Raw genomic sequence first — 26,206 nt, forward strand, 5'->3', positions numbered from 1 at the left:
TGAAGTCCTCTCAAGCAAGACGCAGGGGCGCTGCCGGCAGGGCGGCGCGACGCTCGCTGTTCAATGGGATGTCGTAGGTGATGCGCGCGCCGTAGGCGCCGGGGGCATGCGGGTCGAGGCGCACCTTGTCGAACACCAGCAGGCGGGTGCCGAGGCTGAAGCCTTCCGACAGGTCGTGGGTGACCATGAACACCGTCAGCCGGGTTTCGCGCCACAGCTCCAGCAGCAGGCCGTGCATGTCTTTGCGGATGCCCGGGTCCAGCGCGCCGAAGGGTTCGTCGAGCAGCAGCACCCGCGGCTGCATGATCAGCGCCTGGGCGATCGCCAGGCGCTGCTGCATGCCGCCGGAGAGTTGCGCCGGGTACTTGTCCAGGGCCTGCCCTAGGCCGACCTTGTGCAGCAGGGCCGCCGCCCGTTCCCGGGCCGCGCGCCTGGCCGCGCCGAACAGCCGGCCCAGCAGCGGCGAGCGCGGCAGTTCCAGGCCGAGGGCGACGTTGTCCAGCACCGACAGGTGGGGGAACACCGAATAGCGCTGGAACACCACGCCGCGGCTGGCGTCCGGTTCGCTGGCCAGGGGCTGGCCGTCCAGCAGGATCTCGCCGCGGCTGGCCCGTTCCTGGCCCAGCAACAGGCGCAGGAAGGTCGACTTGCCGCAGCCGGAGGCGCCCACCAGGGTGCAGAACTCGCCTTCCTCGACGTTGAGGTCGAGGCGTTCGAGCACCACCTGCCCGGCGTACTGCTGCCAGACATTGTTCACGCTGATAAAGCTCATGCCCGCGCCCCCTGGTACCAGGGGAACGCTGCCTGGGTCAGGCGCTTGAGGCCCCAGTCCATCAGCCAGGCGAGCAGGGTGATCCACGCCACGTAGGGCAGGATCACGTCCATGGCCAGGTAGCGACGTACCAGGAAGATCCGGTAGCCCAGGCCGTCGGTGGACGCGATGGCTTCGGCGGCGATCAGGAACAGCCAGGCCGAGCCGAGCATCAGCCGCAGGGCAATCAGCAGGCGCGGCAGCAATTGCGGCAACACCACCCGCAGGATCAGGGTCCAGGTCGAGGCGCCCAGGGTCTGGGCCTTGATCAGCAGCTCCACGGGGATTTCCCGGGCGCGCTGTTCCAGGTCCCGGGCCAGGCTCGGGGTGATGCCGATCACGATCAGCATGATCTTCGACAGCTCGCCGAGGCCGAAGACGATGAACAGGATCGGCAGGATCGCCAGCGGCGGCACCATCGACAGTACGGTCAGGAGCGGCGACAGCGGCGCGCCGAACAGCGGCAGGGTGCCGGCGGCGATGCCCAGGCACAACCCGGCCAGGGCACTGACGCCCAGGCCGATGGCCAGGCGCCGCAGGCTCGACGCGCTGTCCTGCCACAGCAGGTACTCGCCGGTGCGGGCGTCGGCGGTGAAGCCCAGGCGTTTCACCGCGTCGACCATCTGCACCGCGCTGGGCAGCAGCTTGTCGTTGGGGTTGTCCAGCAGCCGTTCGGCCGAGCCCATGAAGTAGGCGAGCAGCACCAGGGCGAACGGCAGGAGCACCAGCAGCAGGCGACTCGGCCGATCCGGGTAGCGATTGATCAGGCGCATGGCCAGTCCTCCTGTTACAGCTTGGCGTCGGCCGCCAGTTGCACGAAGCTCGGGTCGAAGCGCAGCTTGAGGTTGGTCGTGTCGCCGCTGACGACGCCGCCGGCGAAGCTCATGCCGACGGCGCTGGTGTCCCTGGCGCCTTCGCCCAGCAGGCCGTGCTGGAAGGAGAACTCGGCCACCTTGCGCATGGTTTTCGGCAGCTCCGCGCTGGTGGCGAAGGCCAGGGCTTCCAGGGGCGTGGCGAACAGTCTGGTGGTGTCCAGTTGCGCCTGGAAGCCTGCCAGGTCGGTGCCCGAGGCCTTGGCCATGTGTTCCAGCGCGGCCCGGCTTTGCGCGTTGTTGGCGTTCATCAGCGCCACCACTTCGAACCAGGCGCCGGTCAGCGCCTTGCCCAGGGCCGGGTTGTCGTTGAGGGTGGCGCTGTTGACCACCATCATGTCCATGATCTCGCCGGGGATCTGGCTGGAGTTGAAGACTTCGCTGACTCCGGGCTTGGCCTTGATCTGCGAGAGCATCGGGTTCCAGGTGGTGACGGCCTGCACCTGTTCGGTATCGAAGGCGGCGGCGATGTCGGCGTCGGAGGTGTTGACCACTTTCAGGTCTTTCTCGGTGAGGTCCACCGAGTCCAGGGCGCGTGCCAGCAGGTAGTGGGACACCGAGAGTTCCACCAGGTTGACGTCCAGGCCCTTGAGGTCGGCGACCTGCTTGCCGGCGCCCTTGAGCACCACGCCGTCGTTGCCGTTGGAGAAGTCGCTGACGATCAGCGCGGTGCTGTCCACGCCGCCGGCGGCAGGGATGGTCAGGGCATCCATGTTGGTCATGGTGCAGCCATCGAACTGGCCGGCGGTGTACTGGTTGATGGATTCGACGTAGTCGTTGAGCTGCACTACGTCGATGCTGATGCCGTACTTTTTCGCCCACTTGTCGACGATGCCCTGGCTTGCGGCGTACTCCCACGGCATCCAGCCGGCGTAGATCGTCCAGCAGACGCTGAAGTGGTCTTTGCGGGCGGCCTGGGAGGGGGCGCTGGCGAGGGTGGCGAGTACCGCGAAGGCGGCGGCGAGCAGAGCGGGAAAACGGAGCTGGGGCATGGGTGGTTCTCCAGTTGATCGTGGGCGGACAGGAGTACGCAGCACCGCGAGCGGTGGCTTGTCTCCCGGGCTTTTGTCCCGCCGTGTAACCTCAACTGGAGGTCGCCAACTCTCGGACCAGCCACTCGCGAAGGCGAGCCGGAACCCTAGTCGGCCATTGCAAATTGTGGTGCTGCGAACCTGTGATGACTCCTGCACGCCATGACTAAAGCGAGACGCGTGCCAAGTACCGGGGAATGCCTGTCTAGAAGGGCTGGGGCCTTGGCGAGGGAAGAGTGGGGCGCGAAACCTGCCTTCAAGTAGTGCGTGCGTGCACCAGCCTGGAGCCCGCGAAAACCGGCGCTTCTCGGATCCAAAATGGCGGGTGGGCGACTTGTATCAATGTGTGTCGAAAATCGCACCAGACCCGGTTTTCACGGTCAGATATTTCGTCAGCCAGAACATCCGTGGCTGCCGCCGGTCAGCGTCGCTGGCATGGCTCTTTCGCGGTCCAGGAGGCCGCCATGTATCGTCGAATTCTTCTCACTGCGTTCCTGGGTTTGGCTCTTTCTGCCTGCGTTCCTTACTACGACACAGGTTCCAGCTACTACCGCTCTGAGGTCTATACGACACCGGCGCCGGTCTATTACGGCGGCTCTTATTATTCGTCCGGTCGCGGCTATTACGCGCCGCGTTACTACCAACCGGCGCCGCGGTATTACCAGCCCCGCTATTACCAACCGGCACCGCGCTACTACCAGGCAGCGCCGCGAGCGGTCTACCGCAGCTACCCGAACCGTGGCTGGGATGGCCACCGCCAGGACTGGAACAACAATGACCGGCGCCACGACGGGCGCGGCGACCATGATGGCCGGCGCGGCGGTCGGGACTGGAGCGACCGTGGCCGCGACGATCGTCGCGGCGACCGCCACAACCGCTGATTCCCCCACAACCGACAAGCGGCGCCAGGAGCGCCGCTTTTTCGTGGCCGTCTTTCAGACGTCCGACAGATCCGCCAGGGGGTGGCGGCCTTCCCAGGCCTTGTGGAAATGCGCCTGCACCACAGCCTCGGGCACGCTGTTGATGTCCGGCCAGTGCCAGCGGGGCTTGTGGTCCTTGTCGAGCAAGCGCGCCCGCACCCCTTCGCTGAATTCCGGGTGCCGGCAGCAGTTCAGGCTCAGGGTGTATTCCATCTGGAACACCTGGGCCAGGGACAGGTGCCGCGCCCGTTCGATCTGCTCCCAGACCAGATGGGCCGTCAGCGGGCAGCCCTCGCTCATGGTCTTGGCCGCGCGGGCCAGCAGGGGATCGCGGTGATCGCGAAGCAGGGCGATGGCCCGCCAGGCGCACCGCACATCGCTGACATCCAGCCATTCGTCGATCTGCTGGCGGCGCGGCAGCCACTGCGCTTCGGGCATCTGCGCCAGGGCTTCCTGTTGCAACGCCTTGAGCAGGCTGTTGAGCTGCATCGGCGTCTGTTCCTGCCAGTTGAGTTGCAACAGGCCGTCGATCAGCGCTTCTTGCTGGTCGTCGCGCAGGAAGCGGTCGGCCAGGTCCAGGTCGATGGCGTCGCGGCCGTTCATCTGGGCGCCGGTCAGGCCGAGGAACAACCCGAGCTTGCCCGGCAGGCGCGAGAGGAACCAGCTGGCGCCGACGTCCGGGTACAGGCCGATGCTGATCTCCGGCATCGCCAGGCGGCTGCTCGGCGTGACGATACGAATGGCGGCGCCTTGCAGCAGGCCCATGCCGCCGCCGAGCACATAGCCGTGGCCCCAGCAGATCAGCGGTTTGGGGTAGGAGTGCAGGTGGTAGTCGAGGCGGTATTCGGCGGCGAAGAACTGCGCGGCCAGCGGCGGCACTTCGCCCGGGTGGGCCAGGCAGGCCTGGACCAGGCTGCGCACTTCGCCGCCGGCGCAAAAGGCCTTGGCGCCGTTGCCGCGCAACAGCACGCAGACGATCTGCGGGTCCCGGGCCCAGGTTTCCAGGCGCTCGGCCAGCTGCTGGATCATCGGCAGGGACAAGGCGTTGAGGGACTGTTCGGCGTCCAGGCTGGCGATGCCGATGCGCGCGCCGCCGGTGCCGGTGAGTTCTTCGACGTGCAGATTCATCGTGACCTCGATCGGGAATTTGAGCGTTCAGTATGATCGCTACCGGGGAAAGTGCCGGTTCTGCGTCAGATCAATTGACAAGCGTGGTGGGCTTTCCTAGGGTGCGTCCCATTGATTTTACCGGGTGCAACCATGACCGACGACGACCGTATCAAACTCGAACCGAGCTGGAAGCAGGCACTGCGTGCCGAATTCGACCAGCCCTACATGGCGGAGTTGCGCGAGTTCCTGCGTCAGGAACACGCCGCCGGCAAGGAGATCTACCCGCCGGGCCCGCTGATCTTCAATGCGCTGAACTCGACGCCGCTGGACAAGGTCAAGGTGGTGATCCTCGGCCAGGACCCTTACCACGGCCCGGGCCAGGCCCACGGCCTGTGCTTCTCGGTGCAGCCGGGCGTGCCGGCGCCGCCGTCCCTGGTGAACATCTATAAAGAGCTCAAGCGCGACCTGAACATCGACATCCCCAACCACGGCTACCTGCAAAGCTGGGCCGACCAGGGCGTGCTGATGCTCAACACCACCATGACCGTGCAGCGGGCCAACGCCGCTTCCCATGCGGGCAAGGGCTGGCAGTTCTTCACCGACCGGATCATCGAAGTGGTGAGCGAACACCAGCCGCACCTGGTGTTCCTGCTGTGGGGGTCCCATGCGCAGGGCAAGCAGAAACTGATCGACGCCACCAAGCATCTGGTGTTGACGTCGGTGCACCCGTCGCCCTTGTCGGCGTACCGCGGGTTTCTCGGTTGCGGGCATTTCAGCCGGACCAACAAGTACCTCGAGCAGAACGGCGAGACCCCGATCGAGTGGCGCTTGCCGCCGGTTTGAGGGGGAGGGCCTCATCGCGGGCAAGCCTCGCTCTTGTAGGAGCGAGCTGGCTCGCGATAAAGGCGCCTCGGTCGTTCAGGCGGAGTCCGCTTGCCGGTTCCAATGCCGGAACAACGGCTCGGCCAGGAACAGCACGAACAGCAAGCGCATCACCTGCATCGCCGTCACCAGCGGTACCGACAGTTGCAGGGTCTCGGCCGTCAGGCTCATTTCCGCGATGCCGCCGGGCATCATGCCCAACGTCAACGAACGCAGGTCCAGGTGGGTCAGGGCGCTCAGGGCCATGGCCGCGAGGCCGGCGATAAGCATGGTCAGCGCGGTGCCGACCAGGGTCCGGCCCATGAACGACGGTGCGCGGCGAAAGAACTGCCGGTTGAAGTGACAGCCCAGGCCGCTGCCGATCAGCCACTGGCCGATCTGGCTGCCGCCGTCCGGCAGGCCGATGTGCAGGTCCCAGCCGATACTGACCGCGGCGCTCACCAGCAACGGTCCGAACAGCCAGGGGTTGGGTTGGCGCAGGCGCTGCCAGCACCAGGCGACCAGCGCGCCCAGCGGAAACAGCAGGGCCAGCCAGCGCCAGTCGACGCTGGCCGGGTGCAATTGCGGCACGCCTTCACCCAACAGGTACTTGAAGGCCGCCGGCACGCACAAGACCACCACCAGCACCCGCAGGCTCTGCCCCGCCGCGACGCGGCTGAGCACCGCGCCGTTGCGCGCGCCGAGGTTGACCATCTCCCCGGAACCGCCCGGCATGCTGGAGAAGAACGCGGTGGCCCGGTCCTCGCCGGTACGCCGCAGCAGCCACACCCCGACCACGCTGGACAGGCTGGTGACCAGCGCACCGAAGAAGATCAGGCCGAAGTGGCTCATGACCTGCTCCATCACCACGGGGGTGAAGTGCAGGCCGATACCGATGCCCACCACCCATTGCCCGCATTTACGCCCGCCGGGGATTTCCGCCAGTTGCCAGGGCGTCAGGCAGCGCACCAGGATGATCGCCAGCAATGAGCCGACCATCCACGGCAGCGGCCAGCCGACCTGGCTGGCGAGGTAACCGCCGACCAGACCGACCAGGGGCGTGCCCCACCACTGTTTGAAGGTGGCCTCAGACATCGGCCACGGCGCGTTGCTGGGCCGAGCGCTTGCGCCAGATGCGCAGCAGCGGCATCAGCAGCATGAGCACGGTCAGCACCCAGACGCCGACGGTGATCGGGCTGGACCAGAGGATTTCCATCGCGCCGTTGGAGATCGACAGCGCGCGACGCAGGTTCTGCTCCATCAGCCCGCCGAGGATAAAGCCCAGCAGTACCGGCGACAGTGGGAAGTCCAGCTTGCGCAGGATGTAGCCGAAGATGCCGATGCCGACCATCAGGAACAGGTCGAAGGTGGTGGCGTGTACCGCGTAGACGCCGATCCCGGTAATGATCGCGATCACCGGCACCAGTGCCCAGTTCGGCACGGCGAGGATGCGGGTGAAGACGCGGATCATCGGGATGTTGAGGATCACCAGCATGATGTTGGCGATGAACAACGAGGCGATCAGGCCCCAGACGATGTCCGGCTGTTGCTGGAACAGCAGCGGGCCCGGCGTGATGTTGTACAGCGACAGGGCGCCGATCATCACCGCGGTGGTGCCCGAGCCCGGGACGCCGAGGGTCAGCATCGGTACCAGGGCGCCGCAGGCCGAGGCGCCGATCGCGGTTTCCGGCGCCGCCAGGCCGCGCTTGTCGCCCTGGCCGAACGTGCCGTTGGCGCCGGCGATGCGTTTTTCGGTCATGTAGGCCACGGCGCTGGCCAGGGTTGCGCCGGCTCCGGGCAAGACACCCATGATGAAGCCCAGCAGGCCGCAACGGATGTTCACGATGAATACCGACGCCGCTTCCTTGAAGTTGAACATCATGCGCCCGGTGGCTTTTACCGCTTCCTGGCCGCGGTGGGTTTTTTCCAGCAGCAACAGGATCTCGCTGATGGAGAACAGGCCCAGCACCAGCACCACGAACTGAATGCCGTCGGTGAGGTGGATGTTGTCGCCGGTGAAGCGGTACACGCCGCTGTTGGCGTCGATGCCGACCGAGGACAGGAACAGCCCGATCAGCGCCGCGATGAAGGTCTTCAGCGGGCGGTCGCCGGCCATGCCGCCGAGGCAGACAATGGCGAACACCATCAGCACGAAATACTCCGCGGGGCCGAAGGCGATTGCCCATTTCGCCAGCAGCGGGGCGAACATCACCATGCCGCAGGTGGCGATGAAGGCGCCGATGAACGAACTCCAGGCCGACAGCGACAAGGCCACCCCAGCGAGGCCCTGGCGGGCCATCGGGTAGCCGTCGAGGGTGGTCATCACGGTGGAGGCTTCGCCCGGGATGTTCAGCAGGATCGAGCTGATCCGGCCGCCGTATTCGCAACCCAGGTACACCGCAGCCAGCAGGATCAGCGCCGACTCCGGCGGCAGGCCGAGGGCGAAGGCGATCGGAATCAGCAGCGCTACGCCGTTGATCGGGCCCAGGCCCGGGAGCAGGCCGACCACGGTGCCGATCAGGGTGCCGGTCAGGGCGGTGACCAGGTTGTAGGGGCTCAGCGCGACGCCGAAACCCTGGCCCAAATAGCCAAGCGTATCCATATCAGTTCTCCAGAACGTCGAGCAGGCCCAGGGGCAGTGGCACGTCCATCACCCGGTCGAAGAGCACGTACAGCCCGATGGCCATCAGCGTGGTGACCACGGCGCTGGGCAACCAGCGGCCGCCGTACAGGCGCGCCATCGGAATGCCGATCAGGATGCTGCTGAGAATGAAACCCAGGGGTTCGAACAGGCCGGCGAAGACCAGCAGCAGGACCACGCAGAGGCTGATCTTGACCAGGGTCTCGCGGTCCAGCGGCGGTTCGTCTTCGCTGTGCTTGATCGGCGCCGGGCGAAACACCATGTACAGCAGCGCCAGGCCCATCAGCCCGAGCATCAGCAAGGGAAAGGCGCGCGGGCCGACCGGTTCGTAGGAAAAGGCCGCCTGGTAAGGCCAGGCCATCAGCGCCAGGCCCAGGCAGACCAGCAGCAGCGCCGAGGCGAAAATACGTTGTAAGAGCATGGGAAACTCCTGGGCCTTGCCCCCGATGCGCGAGGGCAGGGCCGCTAGACAGGGGCGATCACTGGATCAGGCCGAACTCTTTGGCCAGGGTCTTGTAGTCGGCCACCTGTTTCTTCACGTAGGTGTCCAGCTCCGGCCCGGTCATGGCGAACGGGAAGAGCTCGCGCTGGTCGCGCAGCTTGGCGAATTCTTCGGAAGCCAGCAGCTTGTCGAAGGCGTCTTTCCACCAGGCGTAGTCTTCGTCGCTGACCTTCGGCCCGAGGTAGAAGCCGCGCACCACCGGCCAGACGATGTCGTAGCCCTGTTCCTTGGCGGTCGGGATGTCCTTCATTTCCGGCTCGTCCAGGCGCTTGTCGGAGAACACCGCGAGCAGGCGCATGTCGCCGCTCTGGATGTGCGGCATGGAGTCGGAGATGTCGGTACTGCCGACCTGGATATGGCCGCCCAGCAACGCGGTGGCGATTTCGCCGCCGCCTTCCAGGGCCACGTAGCGCAGGTCGCGCGGGTTGATCCCGGCGGCCTTGGCGATCAGCGCGGTCTGCATCCAGTCCTGGCTGCCGACGGTGCCGCCGGAACCGATCACCACGGCGCTTGGGTCTTTTTTCAGGGCCTTGACCAGGTCGTCGAGGGTCTTGTACGGCGAGTCGCTCTTCACCGCGATGGCGCCGTAGCTGGTGCCGACCGCGGCCAGCCAGCGCACCGCGCTTTCGTCGAAACGGCCGAACTTGCCCTGGGCCAGGTTCAGCAACGAACCGCTGGACCAGGCCACCAGCGTCCCGGCGTCGGCCGGGCGCTGGGCCACCACTGCGTTGTAGGCCACCGCGCCGACACCGCCGGGCATGTAGGTCACGCGCATCGGTTTGGTCAGCAGCTTTTCGTTGACCAGCGCGCTTTGCGCCAGTTTGCAGGTCAGGTCGAAACCGCCGCCGGGGGAGGCCGGGGCGATGCATTCCGGGCGCTTGGGTTCGGCGCTGGCGGCGGCGAGCAGTTGACCGGCGAACAGCATACAGCCGGCGGCGAGGGCCAATTTACGCAGTGATGGGTTCATGCTTGTCTCCACGGGAGTTGTTGTTGTGTGTTGCATGCCAGGGTCTTGCTCGGCGTTCGGGCCGCTGCGAAACCCTGTGGCCGGTTACCAGAGCGCCAGGCTGTAGCTCACCAACAGGCGCACTTCGTCCGCATCGCGGGCCGAATAGTTGGAGCGGTAGGTGGCGTTGCGCAGGCGCACGGCGACGTCCTTGAAGGTGCCGCTTTGCACCACGTACTTGATCTCGGTGTTGCGTTCCCATTCCTTGCCGGTGTCGCCGTTTTTCAGGGCGATGTTGTCGCCGCTCAGGTAGCGGGTCATGAAGGTCAGGCCGGGAACGCCCAGCTTGCTGAAGTCGTAGTCGTAGCGGGCCTGCCAGGAGCGTTCTTCGGCGCCGGCGAAGTCGTTGATCTGCACGAAGTTGACCAGGTACGGGTCGGCCCCGTCGACATAGGGGAAGGCGCTGTCGCCGGACATGTGCTGGTAGCCGGCGCTGAGTTTATGCCCGTTGAGGGCGTAGCCCACCAGGCCGTTGAGGGATTTGTTGTCGATCTTGCCGCCGCGGGCCTGGCCCTGGTCGTCGCTGACCGCGAAACGCAGGTCGCTGGAGAAGGTGCCCGGGCCCATCGGCTGCGAGGTGACCAAACCGAAGAAGTGCTGGTTATAGACTTCGGCGAGCTGGGCGAAGTGGTAGCTGCCGGTGATTTTGTCGGTGAACTTGTAGTCCAGGCCGCCGAAATCGAAATGCTTGCCGGCGACGGTGCCGGCGAAGCGGCTGTTCTTGTTGTTGAGGGCGATGTCCTCGAAGTCGGTGCTGTCGCGGTCCTTGGCTTTCTCCAGGCGCCCGCCGGTGAAGGTCAGGTTCTTGATTTCCTTGGAGGTCAGCAGGCCGCCCTCGAAGGTCTGTGGCAGGATGCGGCCGTCGTTGGGCTTGAGGATCGGCAGTTCGGGAATCAGGCTGCCGATCTTCAGTTCGGTGGCGGAGATCTTCATCTTGCCGGTCAGGCCGAGCTTGGAGTACTCGTCGGCGGCGCGCCCGTTGTCGTGGGTCGGCAGCAGGCCGGTGCCGGTACGGTCGGGGCTGGAGTCGAGCTTGATGCCGAGCATGCCCAGCGCGTCGACGCCAAAACCCACGGTGCCGTCGGTATAGCCCGATTGCAGGTTGAGCATGAAACCCTGGGCCCATTCGTCGCGCTTGGATTGCTGGGCGCTGGTGCCGTCGCGGAAGTCGCGGTTGAAGTACATGTTGCGGGTTTCGAGGGTGCCGCTGCTGTCTTCGAAGAAGGCGGCCTGGCTGATCGGCGAGAAACCGGCGAAGGCGGCGGCGCTGGCGAGGGCGGTGTGGCTGAGACGGGAAAGACGGGCAGGCCGGCAGGCCTGAAGCTGCATGAAGAGCATCGAGTTGTACTCCGTTATTGTTCTTATTGGCGAAAACGCTTCGAGGCGTTTTTCGGGGCGCTACCGGGAGGTAGCCACGGAAGTCGAAACAATCCGTAACAGGACTCTAAAGCGCCAACCTTTCGCTAACCTTTCAGCAGACTTTCACGGTTTCCGGGCTTCACAGCAGCGGTCCCGGCTGTAAACTCCGCGGCAATAAAAAGCGCCGTCGCCCCCTGAACGAGGTAGAAAATCCATGCGCGTGCTTCTCGTCGAAGACCACCTGCAGCTGGCTGAAAGTGTCGCCCAGGCGCTCAAGAGCACCGGTTTGACCGTGGATGTGCTGCACGACGGCGTCGCCGCGGACCTGGCCCTGGGCAGCGAGGACTACGCCATGGCAATCCTCGACGTGGGCCTGCCGCGCCTGGATGGTTTCGAGGTGCTGGCGCGCCTGCGAGCCCGGGGCAAGAACCTGCCGGTACTGATGCTGACCGCGCGCAGCGACGTGAAGGACCGGGTCCACGGTCTCAACCTCGGGGCCGACGACTACCTGGCCAAGCCCTTCGAGCTGACCGAGCTGGAAGCACGGGTCAAGGCCCTGCTGCGGCGCAGCGTGCTCGGCGGCGAACGGGTGCAGCGCTGTGGCGTGCTGGCCTACGACCTCGATACCCGGCGCTTTGCCCTCGGCGAGGAACTGCTGACCCTGACCTCCCGCGAGCAGGCCGTGCTCGAGGCGCTGATCGCCCGCCCGGGGCGGGTCATGAGCAAGGAGCAATTGGCGTCCCAGGTGTTCGGCCTGGACGAAGAGGCCAGCCCGGACGCCATCGAGATCTACGTCCACCGCTTGCGCAAGAAACTCGACGGCCACGCGGTGGCCATCGTGACCTTCCGCGGCCTCGGCTACCTGCTGGAAAGCCGCGATGCATAGGCCCAGCAGCCTGCGCTGGCGCCTGCTGTGGAACCTTGCGCTGTTGCTGGTGGTGCTGATGCTGGCCAGCGGCCTGAGCGCCTACTGGAACGGCCGCGAGGCGGCGGACACCGCCTACGACCGGACCCTGCTGGCCTCGGCCCGGACCATCGCCGCCGGCCTGTCCCAGCGCGACGGCGGCCTCAGCGCCAACGTGCCCTATGTCGCCCTTGACACTTTCGCCTACGACAGCGCCGGGCGGATCTATTACCAGGTCAACGACATCCACCGGCAGCTGATTTCCGGTTACGAAAACCTGCCCGGCCCGCCGCCGGGCACGCCGCGCACCGATGACTACCCGGCGCTGGCGCGGTTCTACGATGCCACTTATCAGGGGCAGAACGTCCGGGTGGTGAGCCTGCTCAAGGCGGTCAGCGAACCGAACATGAACGGCATGGCCGAGATTCGCGTGGCCGAGACCGACGAGGCGCGGGTCAGGATGGCCCGCAGCCTGATGGCCGACACCTTGCTGCGCCTGGGGATGCTGGCCATCGGTGCGTTGCTGTTGGTGTGGTTCGCGGTCAGCGCCGCGTTGCGCCCGCTGGAACGTTTGCGTAGCGCGGTGGAGGAGCGCCAGTCCGACGATTTGCGGCCCTTGCCGCTGGTCGAGGTGCAGCGCGAGTTGTGGCCGCTGGTGCGGGCGCTCAACCACTTCACCGAGCGCTTGCGTGGGCAGTTCGAGCGCCAGGCGCAGTTCATCGCCGATGCTGCCCATGAATTGCGCACCCCGTTGGCGGCGCTCAAGGCGCGCCTGGAGCTGGGGCTGCGCGCCTCGGAACCCGAGACCTGGCGCACCACCCTGGAAAGCGCCGCCCAGGGCACCGACCGCCTGACCCATCTGGCCAACCAACTGCTGTCCCTGGCGCGGATCGAAAACGGTGCGCGGGCGATTGCCGAGGGCGGCGCACAATTGCTCGACCTCAGCCAACTGGCCCGCGAGCTGGGCATGGCCATGGCGCCCTTGGCCCATGCCCGGGGCATCGCCCTGGCCCTGGAAGCCGACGAGCCGGTCTGGTTGCGCGGCGAGCCGACCCTGTTGAACGAGTTGCTGAGCAACCTGGTGGACAACGCCCTGGCCCACACCAAGCCGGGCGGTAATGTGATTCTGCGGGTCAGCGCGCCGGCGGTGCTGGAAGTGGAAGACGACGGCCCGGGGATTCCCCTGGAGGACCGCGACCGGGTATTCGAGCGCTTCTATCGGCGCAATCCCCATGTCGCCGGTTCCGGCCTGGGCCTGGCGATCGTCGGTGAGATCTGCCGCGCGCACCTGGCGCAGATCAGCCTGCACGACGGCGCACAGGCTGGATTGAAGGTGCGGGTGAGTTTCAACGCGGGCTAGAGATTGCGCTGTCTCAGTAGAACATCGAACGCGATTCTGCCAGGTCGTCGCACATTGCCTTGTTCTCGGGGTCGATCCTGAGCTTCTTGAACGCCGGCACGCTGAAGGCGTCGACCTTGGCCAGCGGGTGATCGCTGTCCTTGTGGCAATACAAGGTGGCGACTTGCACCAGGTCGACATAGTCCACGCGCTGCGACTGGCGTTTGAAGTCCAGGTACTGCCCCGGCAAGGTCGCCAGTTGTTCCGGAAACTCCCAGACTTGCAACAGCTTGTCCCCCAGCAGCGGGTGGATGTGCTCGATCACATGGTTGAGGCTGACCGGATCGGACAGCAGCTCATAGTGGTCTTCGGCATAGGTCAGGATCGGCAGCACGCCGATCTGGTGCACCAGCCCGCCGAGGGCGGCCTGGTCGGGTTTCAATTGGGTATGGCTGCGGCACAGCGCATAGCTGACGCCGGCCACTTCCAGGCTGCGACGCCAGACGTCGTGCATTTTCTGCGCGACCACATCGGAGCGGGCATGGAAAATCTGCTCCATGACCAGGCCGATCGCCAGGTTGCTGCTGTAGTTGACGCCCAGGCGGGTAATCGCGGTGTGCAGGTCGGTGACTTCCTGGGTGGCGCGCAGCAGGGGGCTGTTGACCACTTTGATCAGGCGCGCCGACAGCGCCGTATCCCGGCCGATCACTTTGCTCAGGGTGCTGACGCTGATTTCCGGATCTTCCGCGGCCCGGCGAATCTGCAGGGCCACTTCCGGCAACGTTGGCAGAACCAGGTCATCGTTATCGATGGCCTCAACCAAATCCTGTTGGACCTTTTCCGCCAGCTCACTCATTTCTGTTCTCTAGGGTATTGCATGAAGTTGCTGCGATCAGCGTTGGATTTCCCGATCGCGATCCAGCGAGTAAGGCAAGTCCAGCAGGCGCAGCCGCGGACCTTCGAGCGCGCCGAGGTGGAGATTGCCATCCTCTGCGGCTTCGGCCTGCAGCACGGCCAGGAGTTCAATGTTCTGTTCGGCGTTGGCCGCGATCACCACTTCGCCGACGGAGCTGGCGTGGGTCGGGGAAAACAGCGCGGTGCCGGGTTCAGGCAGTGGTTCCGCGGCGTCCAGGACCAGGCGGTACAGGCGGCGCTTGAGTTTGCCCAGGTACTGCATGCGCGCGACGATTTCCTGGCCGGTGTAGCAGCCTTTCTTGAAACTGACGCCGCCGATGGCCTGCAGATTGAGCATTTGCGGAATGAACAGCTCGCGGGTCGCCGGCATGACCTGGCCGATACCGGCGCGAATCTGCCCCAGCAACCATTGGTTGAGGTCGCCTTCGGGCAATTGCGCAGAAAGCTTTTCGCGCAGGCCTTGCGCTTGCTCCGCCGGTACCCAGAGTTCGGCCCGTTGCGGCGAAACACGAAGGGCGATCAGGCCGTCGTTGCGGGCAACGGCGCCGTCTTCCTGGGGCAGTTCCAGGCCTAGGGCGGCCAGCACGGCATCGGCGTTGCCGAGGCCGAAGCGAGCCCATTGGGCGCTTTCATCGCTGAGCTTGGCCTTGGAGAACACTGCGTACTTCTTCAGGTCTGCCAATTGCGCTTCCAGCAGCGGCGTGGCCATGGCCAGCAGGCAGCCGTCACCTTCGAGCAGGATGCGAAAGCTCGATTGCATGCGGCCTTTCTGGGTGCAGCGGGCGCCCAGGCTGGACTGGGTCGGGCTGAGGTAATTGAGGTTGCAGGTCAGCTGGCCCTGAAGGAACTTGCTGGCATCGGGGCCGCGGACGGCGAGAACGCCCTCGTGGGACAGGGGGCAGAAAAAAGCGGAATCAGCCATGGGTCATCGCAGGGTAAAAAAGTCTGGGGGACATCATAAGGGGGCGCCCTTGAAATGGGTAGTTCACAAAGGATGGGCGGCACCGACCAAAGCCGAGTGTCCCGATGTCCGTCGGCCTGTATACTCGCGCTCTATTTGAGGAGCGCTCCATGGTCGAAGATGTTGAACTGAACCGCCTCTACTGGCACAGCCGCCGCGGCATGCTGGAACTGGACGTGTTGCTGGTGCCATTCGTGAAAGAAGTCTATTCGCAGCTGAACGACGTCGATCGTGCCTGCTACGTCAGGTTGCTCGAATGCGAAGACCAGGACATGTTCGGCTGGTTCATGGAGCGCTCCGAGTCCGAGGATCCCGAGCTGCAGCGCATGGTCCGCATGATCCTGGATCGTGTTCAACCCAAGTAACGCCTTCGAGTGCCGCTGGCAGCCTTCCCGGCAATTGCTCGCGGCCTATCTCCTGGCCCAGCTGTTCGCGCTGGGCGCCTTGCTGATGCTCGACATCCCGCTCTGGGCCCGCCTGCCGGGAACTGCCGCGTGCCTGATACATGGCGCCTGGGCATTGCCACGCCAGATTCTGCTGAATCATGGCGCGGCGTTCACTGGCCTGCGCCGTAATGCCGACGGCTGGCAACTGTGGAGCGCGGGGCAGGGCTGGCAAGCGGTGCAGTTGCGTCCCGACAGCCTGGCCTTGCCACTTCTGGTGGTGTTGCGTTTTCGCTTGCCGGGGGAACGGTGGGTGAGGTCGGTCTGTGTGCCACGGGACGCGCAGGCGGCCGAGGTGCACCGGCGCCTGCGCGTACGGCTCAAGTTCAGCCGGCGTAGGTGGGCGGCACCAGGATAGTGTCGAGCGCGTCGGGCAGCAGGTCCGGGTAGTCGAGGGTGTAGTGCAGGCCCCGGCTTTCCTTGCGCTCCATCGCCGAGCGAATCATCAATTCGGCGACCTGGGCCAGGTTGCGCAGCTCGATCAGGTCACGGCTGACCTTGTAGTTGCTGTAGAACTCATCGATTTCGTCCAGCAGCAGACGCACCCGGTGCTGAGCCCGTTGCAGGCGTTTGTTGGTCCGCACGATGCCGACATAGTCCCACATGAATCGCCGCAGTTCGTCCCAGTTGTGCGCAATGATCACGTCCTCGTCGGAGTCGGTGACCTGGCTCGCGTCCCAGGCGGGCAGGGCGATCGGAATGGCGATCTGCGGCAGTTGTTCGAGAATGTCGGTCGCCGCGGAACGGGCGTAGACGAAACACTCCAGCAGCGAGTTGCTGGCCATGCGATTGGCGCCGTGCAAGCCGGTGAAGCTGGTTTCGCCAATGGCATACAGGCCCGGAACGTCGGTGCGGCCTTGCTGGTCGACCATCACCCCGCCGCAGGTGTAGTGCGCGGCCGGGACCACCGGGATCGGCTGCCGGGTGATATCGATGGAGAACTCCAGGCAGCGCTCGTACACGGTCGGGAAGTGGCTCTTGATGAAGTCCGCCGGCTTGTGGCTGATGTCCAGGTACACGCAGTCGACACCCAGGCGCTTCATTTCATGGTCGATGGCCCGAGCCACGATATCCCGCGGCGCCAGCTCGGCGCGTGGGTCGAAACGCTGCATGAAGCGTTCGCCGTTGGGCAGCTTCAGGTGGGCGCCCTCGCCGCGCAAGGCTTCGGTGATCAGGAAACTCTTGGCCTGCGGATGATAGAGGCAGGTCGGGTGGAACTGATTGAACTCCAGGTTGGCCACCCGGCAGCCCGAGCGCCAGGCCATGGCAATGCCATCGCCGCAGGCGCCGTCGGGGTTGCTGGTATAGAGGTAGACCTTGGCGGCGCCGCCGGAGGCGAGAATGACAAAGCGCGCTCCAAAGGTATCGACTTCTCCGGTGGCGCGATCGAGCACGTAGGCGCCCAGGCAGCGATCGCCTTCCAGGCCCAGGCGCTTTTCGGTGATCAGGTCGACGGCGACCCGCTGCTCCAGCAGTTCGATGTTCGGGCGTTGCCGGGCCTGGTTCAGCAAGGTCTTGAAAATGGCCGCGCCGGTGGCGTCGGCGGCATGGATGATGCGGCGATGGCTGTGGCCGCCTTCGCGGGTCAGGTGGAACTCGAAACCGCCGTCTTCATTGCTCGATTGCTCGTCGCGGGTGAAGGGGACCCCTTGGTCGATCAGCCACTGGATCGCCTCGCGGCTATGCTCGACGGTGAAGCGGACGGCGTCTTCATGGCACAGGCCGCCACCGGCGTTGAGGGTGTCGTCGACGTGGGACTCGACGGTGTCGGTGTCGTCCAGCACTGCCGCGACGCCACCTTGAGCCCAATAGGTCGAGCCATTGGCGAGATTGCCCTTGCTCAAGACGGCAATTTGCAAATGACCGGGCAAGGTCAGCGCAAGGCTCAGACCGGCAGCGCCGCTGCCAATCACCAGGACATCGTGTTGAAACTGTTGGCTCATTTGAAGATTCCGCTCAAAAAGCGACCCGGGTCGGGGCTGGCGCAAGACGCCTGGATCGGCGAGTCAAAGCAGCCATGCAGCCCACTAGTATATAGAGGGGGGGATCGGCACAATAGCCGGGCCTTCGTGGCATTATGAAATTATGGTGACGGGAAAGGCTGTTTTCAGCGGCGGTGGCGGGTGGCTCGATTTATCCGTCAATCCGGCGAGCTGGCGACTGTATCGAAGATGTAGCAACCTTTTTCTCTTCATGGTTACACAATGTTCGCTCTGCCCGGCTATAAAGATTGGGAACTTTTGCTATGGCCCCAAACTCAATAGAAGGTTGCCTGATAGAAGGGACAGCGTCGGTTTTCATGCAGGACTTGTATCGCGGTCATGCAGCTCGATTCGACGACAGGATTATTCGCGCAGCCGGCCTTGCCCGTGCTGCGTTTTTCGTGCGTGCCAAATCAGAGCCCGCAGGAAACTTGCTTGGAGGGGGAGAACTTTTGCGAAAAGCCCGAGTCTATGTTTGCAAGCCGGATCGTTTAGTTATGCAAGCCTCCTCCGAGCTTATCGAGGAGTGTTCATGCTAACCCAGGAAGAGGATCAGCAGCTGGTCGAACGCGTTCAGCGCGGCGACAAGCGAGCGTTCGATCTGCTAGTGCTGAAGTACCAGCACAAAATTCTCGGGTTGATCGTGCGGTTCGTGCACGACACCCATGAAGCCCAGGATGTTGCACAAGAAGCTTTTATCAAGGCTTACCGTGCGCTTGGTAATTTCCGCGGTGACAGTGCGTTTTATACGTGGCTTTACCGTATCGCCATCAACACGGCGAAAAACTATCTGGTTTCACGCGGCCGCCGGCCGCCGGATAGCGATGTCAGTTCCGAGGATGCAGAGTTCTACGATGGCGATCATGGCCTCAAGGATCTCGAATCACCGGAGCGCGCATTGCTGCGGGATGAGATCGAGGGCACCGTCCATCGAACCATTCAGCAATTGCCAGAAGATTTGCGTACGGCTTTAACTTTACGTGAATTCGATGGTCTGAGTTACGAGGACATTGCGAGCGTCATGCAATGTCCGGTGGGTACCGTGCGCTCCCGGATTTTCCGCGCTCGGGAGGCCATCGATAAAGCCCTGCAGCCGTTGTTGCAGGAAAGCTGAGACAGCGGCGACAGCCAAGAGAGGAACCGCCATGAGTCGTGAAGCCCTGCAGGAATCGCTGTCCGCAGTGATGGATAACGAAGCGGACGAACTGGAATTGCGTCGGGTATTGAATGCCGTCGACGAAGTGGAAACCCGTGAGACCTGGGCCCGTTACCAGATCGCCCGTGCGGCCATGCACAAGGAATTGCTGCTCCCGCGCCTGGACATCGCTGCAGCCGTTTCTGCTGCGCTGGCGGATGAAGCCGTGCCGGCCAAGGCCACTCGTGGTCCATGGCGCAACCTGGGCCGGCTGGCCGTTGCTGCCTCGGTGACCGTTGCCGTGCTGGCGGGCGTTCGCCTGTACAACCAGGACGAGATCGCTGGTGTCGAGTTGGCTCAGCAATCGAACCAGCCAACCCTGGCTGCGCCTCAAGTTAAAGGCCCAGCGGTATTGGCCGGCTATAATGAGAGCTCCGAAGCCACTGGCCCTATGGCCAACGGCGTATTGCAAGGCCAGCCGGGCTGGCACGATCAGCGTCTGCCAAGCTACTTGCGCCAGCATGCTCAACAAGCTGCACTGAAGGGCACTGAAAGCGCCCTGCCTTACGCTCGTGCGGCGAGCCTGGAAAACCGTTAAGGAGGATCATGCGCGCCATCCCTCTACTCTCGCTTCTGCTCAGTGGCTGGTTCATTGTTCCAGCCCACGCCGATGAAGCTCAGGACTGGTTGAAGCGTCTTGGGCAAGCCGAACAGCAGCAAAGCTTCCAGGGTACTTTCGTCTACGAGCGTAACGGTAGTTTTTCTACCCATAACATCTGGCATCGCGTCCAGGATGGTCAGGTCCGCGAGCGTTTGGTCCAGCTCGACGGTTCCGCTCAAGAGGTTGTGCGCGTTGATGGGCGTACCCAGTGTGTCAGCGGTACGCTGGTGGCCGGCCTGGGAGACTCTCCCAACGCTTCGGCCCATTCCCTCGATCCGGAAAAACTGAAGAATTGGTACGACCTTGCCGTCATCGGCAAGTCGCGGGTGGCTGGGCGCGCGGCGGTCATCGTTTCGCTGACCCCACGGGACCAGCACCGTTATGGTTTTGAACTGCATCTGGACCGCGAGACGGGCCTGCCGCTCAAGTCGTTGCTGCTGAACGACAAGGGGCAACTGCTCGAGCGCTTCCAGTTCACGCGTCTGGATACCACGGACGTACCGCAGGACAGCGAGTTGCAGGCTAGCGCCGAATGCAAGTCGGTTGTCCTGGACAGCGACAAGGCTTCCGCCGTGAAGTCTGCGCAGAGCTGGCATTCCGACTGGCTGCCCCCGGGCTTCGAGTTGACCAGCAGCAGCGCGCGCAAGGACCCCGATACCAAGGTCATGGTCAACAGCCTGATGTACGACGACGGCCTGGCCCGCTTCTCGGTGTTCCTTGAACCGCTCAACGGGGCGACGGTGACCGATACCCGAACCCAGTTGGGACCAACCGTGGCCGTGTCCCGGCGCCTGACCACGCCCGACGGCGAAATAATGGTGACGGTGGTGGGCGAGATACCTATCGGGACCGCCGAACGGATTGCCTTGTCGATGCGTACTGACGCCACTGCGCCCAAGGCGCAGTGAGCTGTTCATCGAGCGTTAATGTTGGTTGTGTAAGAGGTCTGCAATGCCGGCTCTGCAATCGAGATATCTAAATGTTCGGTGAACATTTTCATTTGCAAAACCCCCTGTTTTTTCTTATAGGTCAGAACCACTAGGTTCTGGCCTTGTTTGTCGTTTCCGCAACAAAAGTGCCGCCGCTCGGTATGTCTTGTTGCCTATCGCTTAATCACGCTCGTTGTAATGGGAGCCGTATGTCGATACCACGTTTGAAATCCTACCTCACCATTTTCGCTACTGTGCTGGTGCTTGGTCAGGCGGTTGCCGCGCAGGCGGCAGACCTGCCCGACTTCACGCAATTGGTCGAGCAGGCATCGCCTGCCGTGGTCAACATCAGTACCACGCAGAAGCTTCCGGACCGCAAGGTTTCAGCCCAGATGCCAGACCTGGAAGGGTTGCCGCCGATGCTGCGCGAATTTTTCGAGCGTGGCATGCCGCAGCAACCGCGCTCGCCACGAGGCGATCGCCAGCGTGAAGCTCAATCCCTGGGCTCGGGTTTCATCATCTCGTCGGACGGCTACATCCTGACCAACAACCACGTGATTGCCGACGCGGACGAAATCCTCGTGCGCCTGGCCGATCGCAGCGAGCTGAAAGCCAAGCTGATCGGGACCGATCCACGTTCCGACGTGGCATTGCTGAAGATCGATGGCAAGGACCTGCCGGTACTGAAACTGGGCAAGTCCCAGGACCTGAAAGCCGGTCAGTGGGTGGTAGCCATCGGCTCGCCGTTCGGTTTTGACCACACCGTGACCCAGGGCATCGTCAGTGCCATCGGTCGCAGCCTGCCAAACGAAAACTACGTGCCGTTCATCCAGACCGACGTGCCGATCAACCCGGGTAACTCCGGTGGTCCGCTGTTCAACCTGGCCGGTGAAGTCGTGGGCATCAACTCGCAGATCTACACCCGCTCCGGCGGATTCATGGGGGTGTCTTTCGCGATTCCGATCGATGTCGCCATGGACGTTTCCAACCAGTTGAAAGCCGGTGGCAAAGTCAGCCGCGGCTGGCTGGGCGTGGTCATCCAGGAAGTGAACAAGGACCTGGCTGAGTCCTTCGGCCTGGAGAAACCGGCCGGTGCGCTGGTGGCGCAGATCCAGGATGACGGTCCGGCAGCCAAGGGCGGCCTGCAAGTGGGTGATGTGATCCTGAGCATGAACGGCCAGCCGATCATCATGTCGGCGGACCTGCCGCATCTGGTGGGCGCTCTCAAGGCCGGTGCCAAAGCCAATCTTGAAGTGATTCGTGACGGCAAGCGCAAGAACGTCGAGTTGACCGTTGGGGCGATTCCGGATGAAGACAAGGCCCTGGACGCCATTGGCAAGTCTGGCGCGGAGCGCAGTAGCAACCGCCTGGGCGTTGCGGTGGTCGAGCTGACCGATGAGCAGAAGAAAAGCTACGACCTCAAGGGCGGCGTGGTGATCAAGGAAGTTCAGGACGGCCCGGCCGCGCTGATCGGCCTGCAACCGGGCGACGTGATCACTCACTTGAACAACCAGGCGATCACTTCGACCAAGAACTTCACTGAGATCGCTCAGGCGCTGCCGAAGAACCGCTCGGTATCGATGCGGGTTCTGCGTCAAGGGCGCGCCAGCTTCATTACCTTCAAACTGGCCGAGTAATCCGCGTAGCGGGTTGGTCGCGCAATAAAAAGCCCGCCTCGAAAGAGGCGGGCTTTTTTATGGGCGTCGCTCGGGTTCAGCGCATAATGTCCTTGACCATCTGCTCTTGATCCATCAGCTCGCGCTGGCGGGCATCGATCCGCGACGACAGGGGGAAGTTGCTGCCGGCACGACGTTTGGCGAAATCCAGTTGCTGGATCGCCTGGCGATAGTCACCGACCAGGGCAAAGTACTCGGCTCGAGCTTGATGCAGGCCGATGATGTTGCCGGACAGTCCACGGGTCTCCGCCACCGAGTACCAGACATCGGGATCGTCAGGGCGGGTCTTGAGCAGGCTTTCCAGGGCTTTCTCGGCGTCCGCCGGGCGATTCTGCTTGAGCAGCAGATCGACCCTGACCTGATTCAGCGGGTAGTTGCCCGGATACTGGGACAGCATTTTCTCCACCCGCGACTGGGCGTCCGAGAAGCGGCTGGTGGCGGTATCCAGATCGATCTGGGCCAGGTTGTAGGTGATGTCGTTGGGTTGCTTGGCCAGCAGCTGTTTCAGGTTTTCCCGGGCGTCGTTGAATTGGCTGCCCTTGATCTGGGCGATAGCGAGGCCGTAGCGGGCGATATCGTTTTTCGGGTTTTCATCGAGCTGGGCCCGGAAGCGCTTGGCGCCCATGCCGGGAGATTCTTCGTAGATCAGTTGCACCCGCGCGCGAATCAGTTGGTAGAGCAGGCTGTCTTCCTTGCCGCCTGCTTTGGCTTGTTCGGCGCGGTTGCGGGTGTCGGCGATCCGTGACTCGGTCACCGGGTGGGTCAGCAGGAATTCCGGCGGCTTGGCGTCGAAGCGGTACTGGCGCATCAGGCGCTCGAACATGGTCGGCATGGAGCGTGGGTCATAGCCGGCCTTTTCCAGGTTGAGGATGCCAATGCGGTCGGCCTCCTGTTCGTTCTGCCGGGAGAAACGCCGCTGTTCCTGGATGGCCGCGGCCTGGGTGCCGGCAATCGCGGCGATCCCGGCATCACCGCCACCTGCCGCGGCGATCACGATGCCAGCCAGCAGGGCCGCCATCATCGGCACTTGCATGCGTTGTGACGCTTCTACGCCGCGGGCGAAGTGGCGTTGCGACAAGTGCGCCAGTTCGTGCGCCAGTACCGAGGCGTATTCGCCTTCGGTCTGGGCGTTGAGGAACAATCCGCCGTTGACCCCGACAATTCCGCCGGGCGCGGCGAAGGCGTTGAGTTGCGGGCTATTGATCAGGATGAATTCGAGGCGTCGGTCGTTGACCTGACTGGTCTCGACCAGTTTGTAGACGCTGGTTTCGACGTAGTCCTTGAGTTGCGGGTCGTTGAGTTGCGAGACCTGGCTGCGCAGCAGCGCCAGCCAGGCGCGGCCCAGCTGGTATTCCTGTTGCGGCGAGACGATGGCAGAACTGGCATCACCGAGTGACGGCAAGTCGTCGGCGAAGCCCGGTGAGGCGAGCAGGCAAGCGAGCGTCAGCAGGGTAGGGCGCAAAAAAGTCATGCACAAAGCCTTAGTCGACAAAGAGTCTACTGTAGCCGGACACCAAGCCTTGGACCAGATATTCTAGGCAGCTCGATGACCCTGCCGGAGTGACGCAATGACTGATGCTGTAGCCCACGACGCCGAGCTTGACGCCAGTGGCTTGAATTGCCCGCTGCCGCTGCTCAAGGCCAAGATGGAACTCAATCGGCTGGCCAGCGGCGCGGTGCTCAAGGTCATCGCCACCGATGCCGGTTCCCAGCGCGACTTCCGCACCTTTGCCCGTTTGGCCGGTCATACCCTGCTTCGCGAAGAAGACGAAGCCGGTGTCTATCGCTATTGGTTGAAGAAGGCCTGAACGCCGGAAATCAGCGCGCCTCTTTTTAAGGATCAACGATGTTCAAAGTGCTACGCGACTGGTTTCAGCGCTACTTCTCCGACGAGGAGGCCGTGGTGCTGGCCGTTCTGTTGTTCCTGGCCTTCACCGCGGTATTGACCCTGGGCGGCATGCTTGCGCCGGTGTTGGCGGGAATGGTGCTGGCCTACCTGATGCAGGGGCTGGTGCTGACGCTGGAGCGTTTGCGTTTGCCCGGCGGTGCCGCGGTGGGGCTGGTCTTCGCCTTGTTCATGGGGCTGCTGCTGGTGTTCATCGTGGTCGTCGTGCCGCTGTTGTGGCACCAGTTGATCACCTTGTTCAACGAGTTGCCGGGGATGCTCGCCAAATGGCAATCGCTGCTCTTGCTGTTGCCGGAGCGTTACCCGCACCTGGTGTCCGACGAACAGGTATTGCAGGCCATCGAAGTGGCGCGCGGCGAGATCGGCAAGTTCGGCCAGTGGGCGTTGACCTTCTCGCTGTCCAGCCTGCCGCTGCTGGTCAACATCATGATCTATCTGGTGCTGGTGCCGATCCTGGTGTTTTTCTTCCTCAAGGACCGGGCGATGATCAGCCAGTGGGTGCGCGGCTACCTGCCGCGCGAGCGGGCCCTGATTACTCGCGTCGCCCAGGAAATGAACCGGCAGATCGCCAATTACATTCGCGGCAAGGTGATCGAGATCGTCATCTGCGGCGGGGTGACCTATATCGCCTTCGTCGCGCTGGGGCTGAACTACGCGGCCCTGTTGGCCTTGCTGGTGGGTGTTTCGGTGGTGGTGCCCTACGTCGGGGCAGTGGTGGTGACGGTGCCGGTGATGCTGATTGCCCTGTTCCAGTGGGGCTGGAGCGATCAGTTCATTTATCTGATGGCGGTCTATGGGATCATTCAGACCCTGGACGGCAACGTGCTGGTGCCGCTGCTGTTCTCCGAGGCGGTGAACTTGCATCCGGTGGCGATCATCTGCGCGGTGCTGTTGTTTGGCGGGTTGTGGGGGTTCTGGGGGGTGTTTTTCGCCATTCCCCTGGCGACCCTGTTCAAGGCGGTGCTGGACGCCTGGCCGCGCAAGGAGCCGGTGGTGGCGCCGCTGCTGTGATCCTTTCTCCAGAAACGCAAAGGGCGGCCGAATTGGCCGCCCTTTGCTGATCGCTCGTTACGCTCAGGCCTTGTTCAGCGCCTGGGCGGCGGCCAGGACTGCGTCCACGTGGCCTGGCACTTTCACGCTGCGCCATTCCTGGCGCAGCACGCCATGCTTGTCGATCAGGAAGGTGCTGCGGTCAACGCCCATGTATTCCTTGCCGTAGAGCTTCTTCAGCTTGATCACGTCGAACAGCTGGCAGACGGCCTCGTCCTTGTCGCTGATCAGCTCGAAGGGGAACTCCTGCTTGCATTTGAAGTTCTCGTGGGACTTCAGGCTATCGCGGGAAACGCCGAACACTTCGGTGTTGGCCGCCTGGAACGCGCCGTATTGATCGCGAAAACCCTGGCCTTCGGTGGTGCAGCCCGGGGTGCTGTCCTTGGGGTAGAAGTAGATCACCACCTGCTTGCCCTTGAGCGCGGCGAGGCTGACGGTCTGACCGCTGGTGGCCGGGGCGTCGAAGGGGGCGACAGATTGGTCGATGGCAACGGCCATGAGTGCTTCCTTACATTGGGTTCTGTGGGCGCCACGGTTCGATCAGCGCGTCGAGGTTCAGCGCGTCGGCGAAGTCCAGGAACTGATCGCGCAGCCAGCTGATCTGGGTGCCGGCCGGCAAGGTCACGGTAAAGGTGGCGTTGAGCATGGTGCCGCCGGTCTGTGGCGCCTGATAGGTATCGCAGGTCAGGCTTTCCAGCTCCACATGGTGGTCGATGAAGAACTGGCACAGCTCGTTGATGATGTCCGGGCGATAGGCGGCGCTGACGTAAGCCACATAAGGCAGGGCCTGCGGGCGGTTTTCGAGGGCCGCGCTGCGCACCACGTTGACGGTGAAGGCGTGTTTCTTCGCCAGCGACGGCAGGCCGGCCTCCAGGCGCGCCAGGGCGTCCCAGCTGCCGGAAATCTCCAGGACCAGCGCGCTGCACTCGCCATGGCGGGTCAGGCGGGAGGTCACCACGGCGCAGCGATTTTCATGGCTGGCGCGGCACAGGACGTTGGTCAGCTCCATGGGGTTGGCGCCCAGGGCACTGATGACAAGGAATTGTTCGCGGACTGTGGGGGTGGACATGCAGCATTCCTAAAGCGATGAGCGGTCGATACTTTGGCAGAGTCGAGTACTGGGTAAACGTCCGGATGCGATTTCGAAAGCCCTGAACCGCTACGTTGCAGCACGCTCCAATGACGCGAGAGC

At 63.8% G+C, this 26,206-nt stretch carries 27 protein-coding genes and 1 riboswitch; of the genes, 12 read left to right on the plus strand and 15 right to left on the minus strand.

Annotated elements, in window-relative coordinates:
* Positions 1–10 precede the first annotated feature (10 nt).
* The 3 genes from BTN82_RS06555 to BTN82_RS06565 are packed head-to-tail and all read right to left on the minus strand — an operon-like array spanning position 11 to position 2,675.
* Positions 11–772, minus strand: a complete 762-nt coding sequence (locus tag BTN82_RS06555) for an ABC transporter ATP-binding protein (protein ID WP_075118349.1) — start codon at positions 770–772, stop codon at positions 11–13.
* Entirely contained in the window at positions 769–1,584 is an 816-nt protein-coding gene (locus tag BTN82_RS06560; protein ID WP_075118350.1) for an ABC transporter permease, read from the minus strand. Before BTN82_RS06560 ends, BTN82_RS06555 begins: the two co-directional genes overlap by 4 nt.
* 14 nt (positions 1,585–1,598) lie before the next feature.
* Complete coding sequence (locus BTN82_RS06565) at positions 1,599–2,675, minus strand: putative urea ABC transporter substrate-binding protein (protein WP_075118351.1); 1,077 nt, start codon at positions 2,673–2,675, stop codon at positions 1,599–1,601.
* A 60-nt stretch (positions 2,676–2,735) separates the two neighbouring features.
* Positions 2,736–2,836, minus strand: a riboswitch (guanidine-I (ykkC/yxkD leader).
* A 342-nt stretch (positions 2,837–3,178) separates the two neighbouring features.
* Here BTN82_RS06565 and BTN82_RS06570 point away from each other — a divergent pair.
* A complete protein-coding gene (locus BTN82_RS06570) occupies positions 3,179–3,595 on the plus strand; it encodes a hypothetical protein (protein ID WP_075118352.1) in 417 nt (138 codons plus the stop codon).
* Between the two features lie 54 nt (positions 3,596–3,649).
* Here the strand turns inward: BTN82_RS06570 and BTN82_RS06575 are convergent, their stop codons facing one another.
* Positions 3,650–4,762 carry an enoyl-CoA hydratase/isomerase family protein gene (locus BTN82_RS06575; RefSeq protein WP_075118353.1) on the minus strand — a complete coding sequence of 371 codons (1,113 nt, stop codon included), beginning with the start codon at positions 4,760–4,762 and terminating at the stop codon, positions 3,650–3,652.
* Positions 4,763–4,894: 132 nt separating this feature from the next.
* Here BTN82_RS06575 and ung point away from each other — a divergent pair, with 132 nt between their 5' ends.
* Positions 4,895–5,587 (plus strand): uracil-DNA glycosylase, encoded by a 693-nt coding sequence (gene ung / locus BTN82_RS06580; protein WP_075118354.1) that lies wholly within the window; start codon positions 4,895–4,897, stop codon positions 5,585–5,587.
* Positions 5,588–5,662: 75 nt separating this feature from the next.
* Here ung and BTN82_RS06585 read toward each other — a convergent pair whose 3' ends face one another.
* The 5 genes from BTN82_RS06585 to BTN82_RS06605 form a co-directional block, all read right to left on the minus strand.
* Positions 5,663–6,700 carry an AbrB family transcriptional regulator gene (locus tag BTN82_RS06585; protein WP_075118355.1) on the minus strand — a complete coding sequence of 346 codons (1,038 nt, stop codon included), beginning with the start codon at positions 6,698–6,700 and terminating at the stop codon, positions 5,663–5,665.
* Positions 6,693–8,207 (minus strand): tripartite tricarboxylate transporter permease, encoded by a 1,515-nt coding sequence (locus BTN82_RS06590; protein ID WP_075118356.1) that lies wholly within the window; start codon positions 8,205–8,207, stop codon positions 6,693–6,695. Before BTN82_RS06590 ends, BTN82_RS06585 begins: the two co-directional genes overlap by 8 nt.
* A gap of 1 nt (position 8,208) precedes the next feature.
* Positions 8,209–8,667 carry a tripartite tricarboxylate transporter TctB family protein gene (locus BTN82_RS06595; protein ID WP_075118357.1) on the minus strand — a complete coding sequence of 153 codons (459 nt, stop codon included), beginning with the start codon at positions 8,665–8,667 and terminating at the stop codon, positions 8,209–8,211.
* 58 nt (positions 8,668–8,725) lie between these two features.
* Positions 8,726–9,715, minus strand: a complete 990-nt coding sequence (locus BTN82_RS06600; protein WP_075118358.1) for a Bug family tripartite tricarboxylate transporter substrate binding protein — start codon at positions 9,713–9,715, stop codon at positions 8,726–8,728.
* Between the two features lie 84 nt (positions 9,716–9,799).
* Positions 9,800–11,092: an OprD family porin gene (locus BTN82_RS06605; protein ID WP_075118359.1), complete on the minus strand. Its 1,293-nt coding sequence runs from the start codon at positions 11,090–11,092 to the stop codon at positions 9,800–9,802.
* Positions 11,093–11,327: 235 nt separating this feature from the next.
* Between BTN82_RS06605 and BTN82_RS06610 the strand changes: the two genes are divergently transcribed.
* A complete protein-coding gene (locus BTN82_RS06610; protein WP_075118360.1) occupies positions 11,328–11,999 on the plus strand; it encodes a response regulator in 672 nt (223 codons plus the stop codon).
* Positions 11,992–13,377, plus strand: coding sequence for a sensor histidine kinase (locus BTN82_RS06615; protein WP_075118361.1), 1,386 nt, complete (start codon positions 11,992–11,994; stop codon positions 13,375–13,377). The genes BTN82_RS06610 and BTN82_RS06615 overlap by 8 nt, the downstream gene beginning before the upstream one ends.
* Positions 13,378–13,390: 13 nt before the next feature.
* Here the strand turns inward: BTN82_RS06615 and BTN82_RS06620 are convergent, their stop codons facing one another.
* Together BTN82_RS06620 and BTN82_RS06625 are read right to left on the minus strand one after the other, a co-directional pair.
* Positions 13,391–14,212 (minus strand): HDOD domain-containing protein, encoded by an 822-nt coding sequence (locus BTN82_RS06620; RefSeq protein WP_075118362.1) that lies wholly within the window; start codon positions 14,210–14,212, stop codon positions 13,391–13,393.
* Between the two features lie 36 nt (positions 14,213–14,248).
* Positions 14,249–15,193, minus strand: a complete 945-nt coding sequence (locus tag BTN82_RS06625) for a YgfZ/GcvT domain-containing protein (protein WP_075118363.1) — start codon at positions 15,191–15,193, stop codon at positions 14,249–14,251.
* Positions 15,194–15,342: 149 nt separating this feature from the next.
* Here BTN82_RS06625 and BTN82_RS06630 point away from each other — a divergent pair, with 149 nt between their 5' ends.
* Positions 15,343–15,597, plus strand: a complete 255-nt coding sequence (locus tag BTN82_RS06630) for a succinate dehydrogenase assembly factor 2 (RefSeq protein WP_075118364.1) — start codon at positions 15,343–15,345, stop codon at positions 15,595–15,597.
* On the plus strand, positions 15,581–16,033 hold the full coding sequence (locus tag BTN82_RS06635) for a protein YgfX (protein ID WP_075118365.1): 453 nt from the start codon (positions 15,581–15,583) through the stop codon (positions 16,031–16,033). Before BTN82_RS06630 ends, BTN82_RS06635 begins: the two co-directional genes overlap by 17 nt.
* Here the strand turns inward: BTN82_RS06635 and nadB are convergent.
* Positions 16,002–17,618, minus strand: coding sequence for an L-aspartate oxidase (gene nadB / locus BTN82_RS06640; RefSeq protein ID WP_075118366.1), 1,617 nt, complete (start codon positions 17,616–17,618; stop codon positions 16,002–16,004). The two genes, BTN82_RS06635 and nadB, sit on opposite strands and share 32 nt — an antisense overlap.
* Positions 17,619–18,189: 571 nt before the next feature.
* Here nadB and rpoE point away from each other — a divergent pair.
* The 4 genes from rpoE (at position 18,190) to BTN82_RS06660 (ending at position 22,019) form a co-directional block, all read left to right on the plus strand.
* A complete protein-coding gene (rpoE, locus tag BTN82_RS06645) occupies positions 18,190–18,771 on the plus strand; it encodes an RNA polymerase sigma factor RpoE (RefSeq protein WP_019692537.1) in 582 nt (193 codons plus the stop codon).
* A 31-nt stretch (positions 18,772–18,802) separates the two neighbouring features.
* The gene (locus tag BTN82_RS06650) at positions 18,803–19,390 is read left to right on the plus strand and encodes a sigma-E factor negative regulatory protein (RefSeq protein ID WP_075118367.1); all 588 of its coding nucleotides are present in this window, start codon (positions 18,803–18,805) and stop codon (positions 19,388–19,390) included.
* Between the two features lie 8 nt (positions 19,391–19,398).
* Positions 19,399–20,361, plus strand: a complete 963-nt coding sequence (locus BTN82_RS06655) for a MucB/RseB C-terminal domain-containing protein (RefSeq protein WP_075118368.1) — start codon at positions 19,399–19,401, stop codon at positions 20,359–20,361.
* A gap of 230 nt (positions 20,362–20,591) precedes the next feature.
* Positions 20,592–22,019, plus strand: coding sequence for a DegQ family serine endoprotease (locus BTN82_RS06660; protein WP_075118369.1), 1,428 nt, complete (start codon positions 20,592–20,594; stop codon positions 22,017–22,019).
* Between the two features lie 76 nt (positions 22,020–22,095).
* Here BTN82_RS06660 and BTN82_RS06665 read toward each other — a convergent pair whose 3' ends face one another.
* Positions 22,096–23,529 (minus strand): M48 family metalloprotease, encoded by a 1,434-nt coding sequence (locus BTN82_RS06665; RefSeq protein WP_075118370.1) that lies wholly within the window; start codon positions 23,527–23,529, stop codon positions 22,096–22,098.
* A gap of 97 nt (positions 23,530–23,626) precedes the next feature.
* Here BTN82_RS06665 and BTN82_RS06670 point away from each other — a divergent pair, with 97 nt between their 5' ends.
* Positions 23,627–23,866 carry a sulfurtransferase TusA family protein gene (locus tag BTN82_RS06670; RefSeq protein WP_007930235.1) on the plus strand — a complete coding sequence of 80 codons (240 nt, stop codon included), beginning with the start codon at positions 23,627–23,629 and terminating at the stop codon, positions 23,864–23,866.
* 38 nt (positions 23,867–23,904) lie between these two features.
* Positions 23,905–24,975: an AI-2E family transporter gene (locus BTN82_RS06675; protein ID WP_075118371.1), complete on the plus strand. Its 1,071-nt coding sequence runs from the start codon at positions 23,905–23,907 to the stop codon at positions 24,973–24,975.
* Between the two features lie 63 nt (positions 24,976–25,038).
* Here the strand turns inward: BTN82_RS06675 and BTN82_RS06680 are convergent, their stop codons facing one another.
* On the minus strand, positions 25,039–25,512 hold the full coding sequence (locus BTN82_RS06680) for a peroxiredoxin (protein WP_075118372.1): 474 nt from the start codon (positions 25,510–25,512) through the stop codon (positions 25,039–25,041).
* Positions 25,513–25,522: 10 nt separating this feature from the next.
* The gene (locus BTN82_RS06685) at positions 25,523–26,083 is read right to left on the minus strand and encodes a glycine cleavage system protein R (RefSeq protein WP_075118373.1); all 561 of its coding nucleotides are present in this window, start codon (positions 26,081–26,083) and stop codon (positions 25,523–25,525) included.
* Positions 26,084–26,206 lie beyond the last annotated feature (123 nt).

The sequence above is a fragment of the Pseudomonas chlororaphis genome (assembly GCF_001921865.1).
Taxonomy (GTDB): domain Bacteria; phylum Pseudomonadota; class Gammaproteobacteria; order Pseudomonadales; family Pseudomonadaceae; genus Aquipseudomonas; species Aquipseudomonas chlororaphis_D.

What these genes read in the sequence shown, in the direction of transcription:
- BTN82_RS06555 (WP_075118349.1), bottom strand. Translation starts at nt 772, where the DNA reads ATGAGCTTTATCAGCGTGAACAATGTCTGGCAGCAGTACGCCGGGCAG.
- BTN82_RS06560 (WP_075118350.1), bottom strand. Translation starts at nt 1,584, where the DNA reads ATGCGCCTGATCAATCGCTACCCGGATCGGCCGAGTCGCCTGCTGCTG.
- BTN82_RS06565 (WP_075118351.1), bottom strand. Translation starts at nt 2,675, where the DNA reads ATGCCCCAGCTCCGTTTTCCCGCTCTGCTCGCCGCCGCCTTCGCGGTA.
- BTN82_RS06570 (WP_075118352.1), top strand. Translation starts at nt 3,179, where the DNA reads ATGTATCGTCGAATTCTTCTCACTGCGTTCCTGGGTTTGGCTCTTTCT.
- BTN82_RS06575 (WP_075118353.1), bottom strand. Translation starts at nt 4,762, where the DNA reads ATGAATCTGCACGTCGAAGAACTCACCGGCACCGGCGGCGCGCGCATC.
- ung (WP_075118354.1), top strand. Translation starts at nt 4,895, where the DNA reads ATGACCGACGACGACCGTATCAAACTCGAACCGAGCTGGAAGCAGGCA.
- BTN82_RS06585 (WP_075118355.1), bottom strand. Translation starts at nt 6,700, where the DNA reads ATGTCTGAGGCCACCTTCAAACAGTGGTGGGGCACGCCCCTGGTCGGT.
- BTN82_RS06590 (WP_075118356.1), bottom strand. Translation starts at nt 8,207, where the DNA reads ATGGATACGCTTGGCTATTTGGGCCAGGGTTTCGGCGTCGCGCTGAGC.
- BTN82_RS06595 (WP_075118357.1), bottom strand. Translation starts at nt 8,667, where the DNA reads ATGCTCTTACAACGTATTTTCGCCTCGGCGCTGCTGCTGGTCTGCCTG.
- BTN82_RS06600 (WP_075118358.1), bottom strand. Translation starts at nt 9,715, where the DNA reads ATGAACCCATCACTGCGTAAATTGGCCCTCGCCGCCGGCTGTATGCTG.
- BTN82_RS06605 (WP_075118359.1), bottom strand. Translation starts at nt 11,092, where the DNA reads ATGCTCTTCATGCAGCTTCAGGCCTGCCGGCCTGCCCGTCTTTCCCGT.
- BTN82_RS06610 (WP_075118360.1), top strand. Translation starts at nt 11,328, where the DNA reads ATGCGCGTGCTTCTCGTCGAAGACCACCTGCAGCTGGCTGAAAGTGTC.
- BTN82_RS06615 (WP_075118361.1), top strand. Translation starts at nt 11,992, where the DNA reads ATGCATAGGCCCAGCAGCCTGCGCTGGCGCCTGCTGTGGAACCTTGCG.
- BTN82_RS06620 (WP_075118362.1), bottom strand. Translation starts at nt 14,212, where the DNA reads ATGAGTGAGCTGGCGGAAAAGGTCCAACAGGATTTGGTTGAGGCCATC.
- BTN82_RS06625 (WP_075118363.1), bottom strand. Translation starts at nt 15,193, where the DNA reads ATGGCTGATTCCGCTTTTTTCTGCCCCCTGTCCCACGAGGGCGTTCTC.
- BTN82_RS06630 (WP_075118364.1), top strand. Translation starts at nt 15,343, where the DNA reads ATGGTCGAAGATGTTGAACTGAACCGCCTCTACTGGCACAGCCGCCGC.
- nadB (WP_075118366.1), bottom strand. Translation starts at nt 17,618, where the DNA reads ATGAGCCAACAGTTTCAACACGATGTCCTGGTGATTGGCAGCGGCGCT.
- rpoE (WP_019692537.1), top strand. Translation starts at nt 18,190, where the DNA reads ATGCTAACCCAGGAAGAGGATCAGCAGCTGGTCGAACGCGTTCAGCGC.
- BTN82_RS06650 (WP_075118367.1), top strand. Translation starts at nt 18,803, where the DNA reads ATGAGTCGTGAAGCCCTGCAGGAATCGCTGTCCGCAGTGATGGATAAC.
- BTN82_RS06655 (WP_075118368.1), top strand. Translation starts at nt 19,399, where the DNA reads ATGCGCGCCATCCCTCTACTCTCGCTTCTGCTCAGTGGCTGGTTCATT.
- BTN82_RS06660 (WP_075118369.1), top strand. Translation starts at nt 20,592, where the DNA reads ATGTCGATACCACGTTTGAAATCCTACCTCACCATTTTCGCTACTGTG.
- BTN82_RS06665 (WP_075118370.1), bottom strand. Translation starts at nt 23,529, where the DNA reads ATGACTTTTTTGCGCCCTACCCTGCTGACGCTCGCTTGCCTGCTCGCC.
- BTN82_RS06670 (WP_007930235.1), top strand. Translation starts at nt 23,627, where the DNA reads ATGACTGATGCTGTAGCCCACGACGCCGAGCTTGACGCCAGTGGCTTG.
- BTN82_RS06675 (WP_075118371.1), top strand. Translation starts at nt 23,905, where the DNA reads ATGTTCAAAGTGCTACGCGACTGGTTTCAGCGCTACTTCTCCGACGAG.
- BTN82_RS06680 (WP_075118372.1), bottom strand. Translation starts at nt 25,512, where the DNA reads ATGGCCGTTGCCATCGACCAATCTGTCGCCCCCTTCGACGCCCCGGCC.
- BTN82_RS06685 (WP_075118373.1), bottom strand. Translation starts at nt 26,083, where the DNA reads ATGTCCACCCCCACAGTCCGCGAACAATTCCTTGTCATCAGTGCCCTG.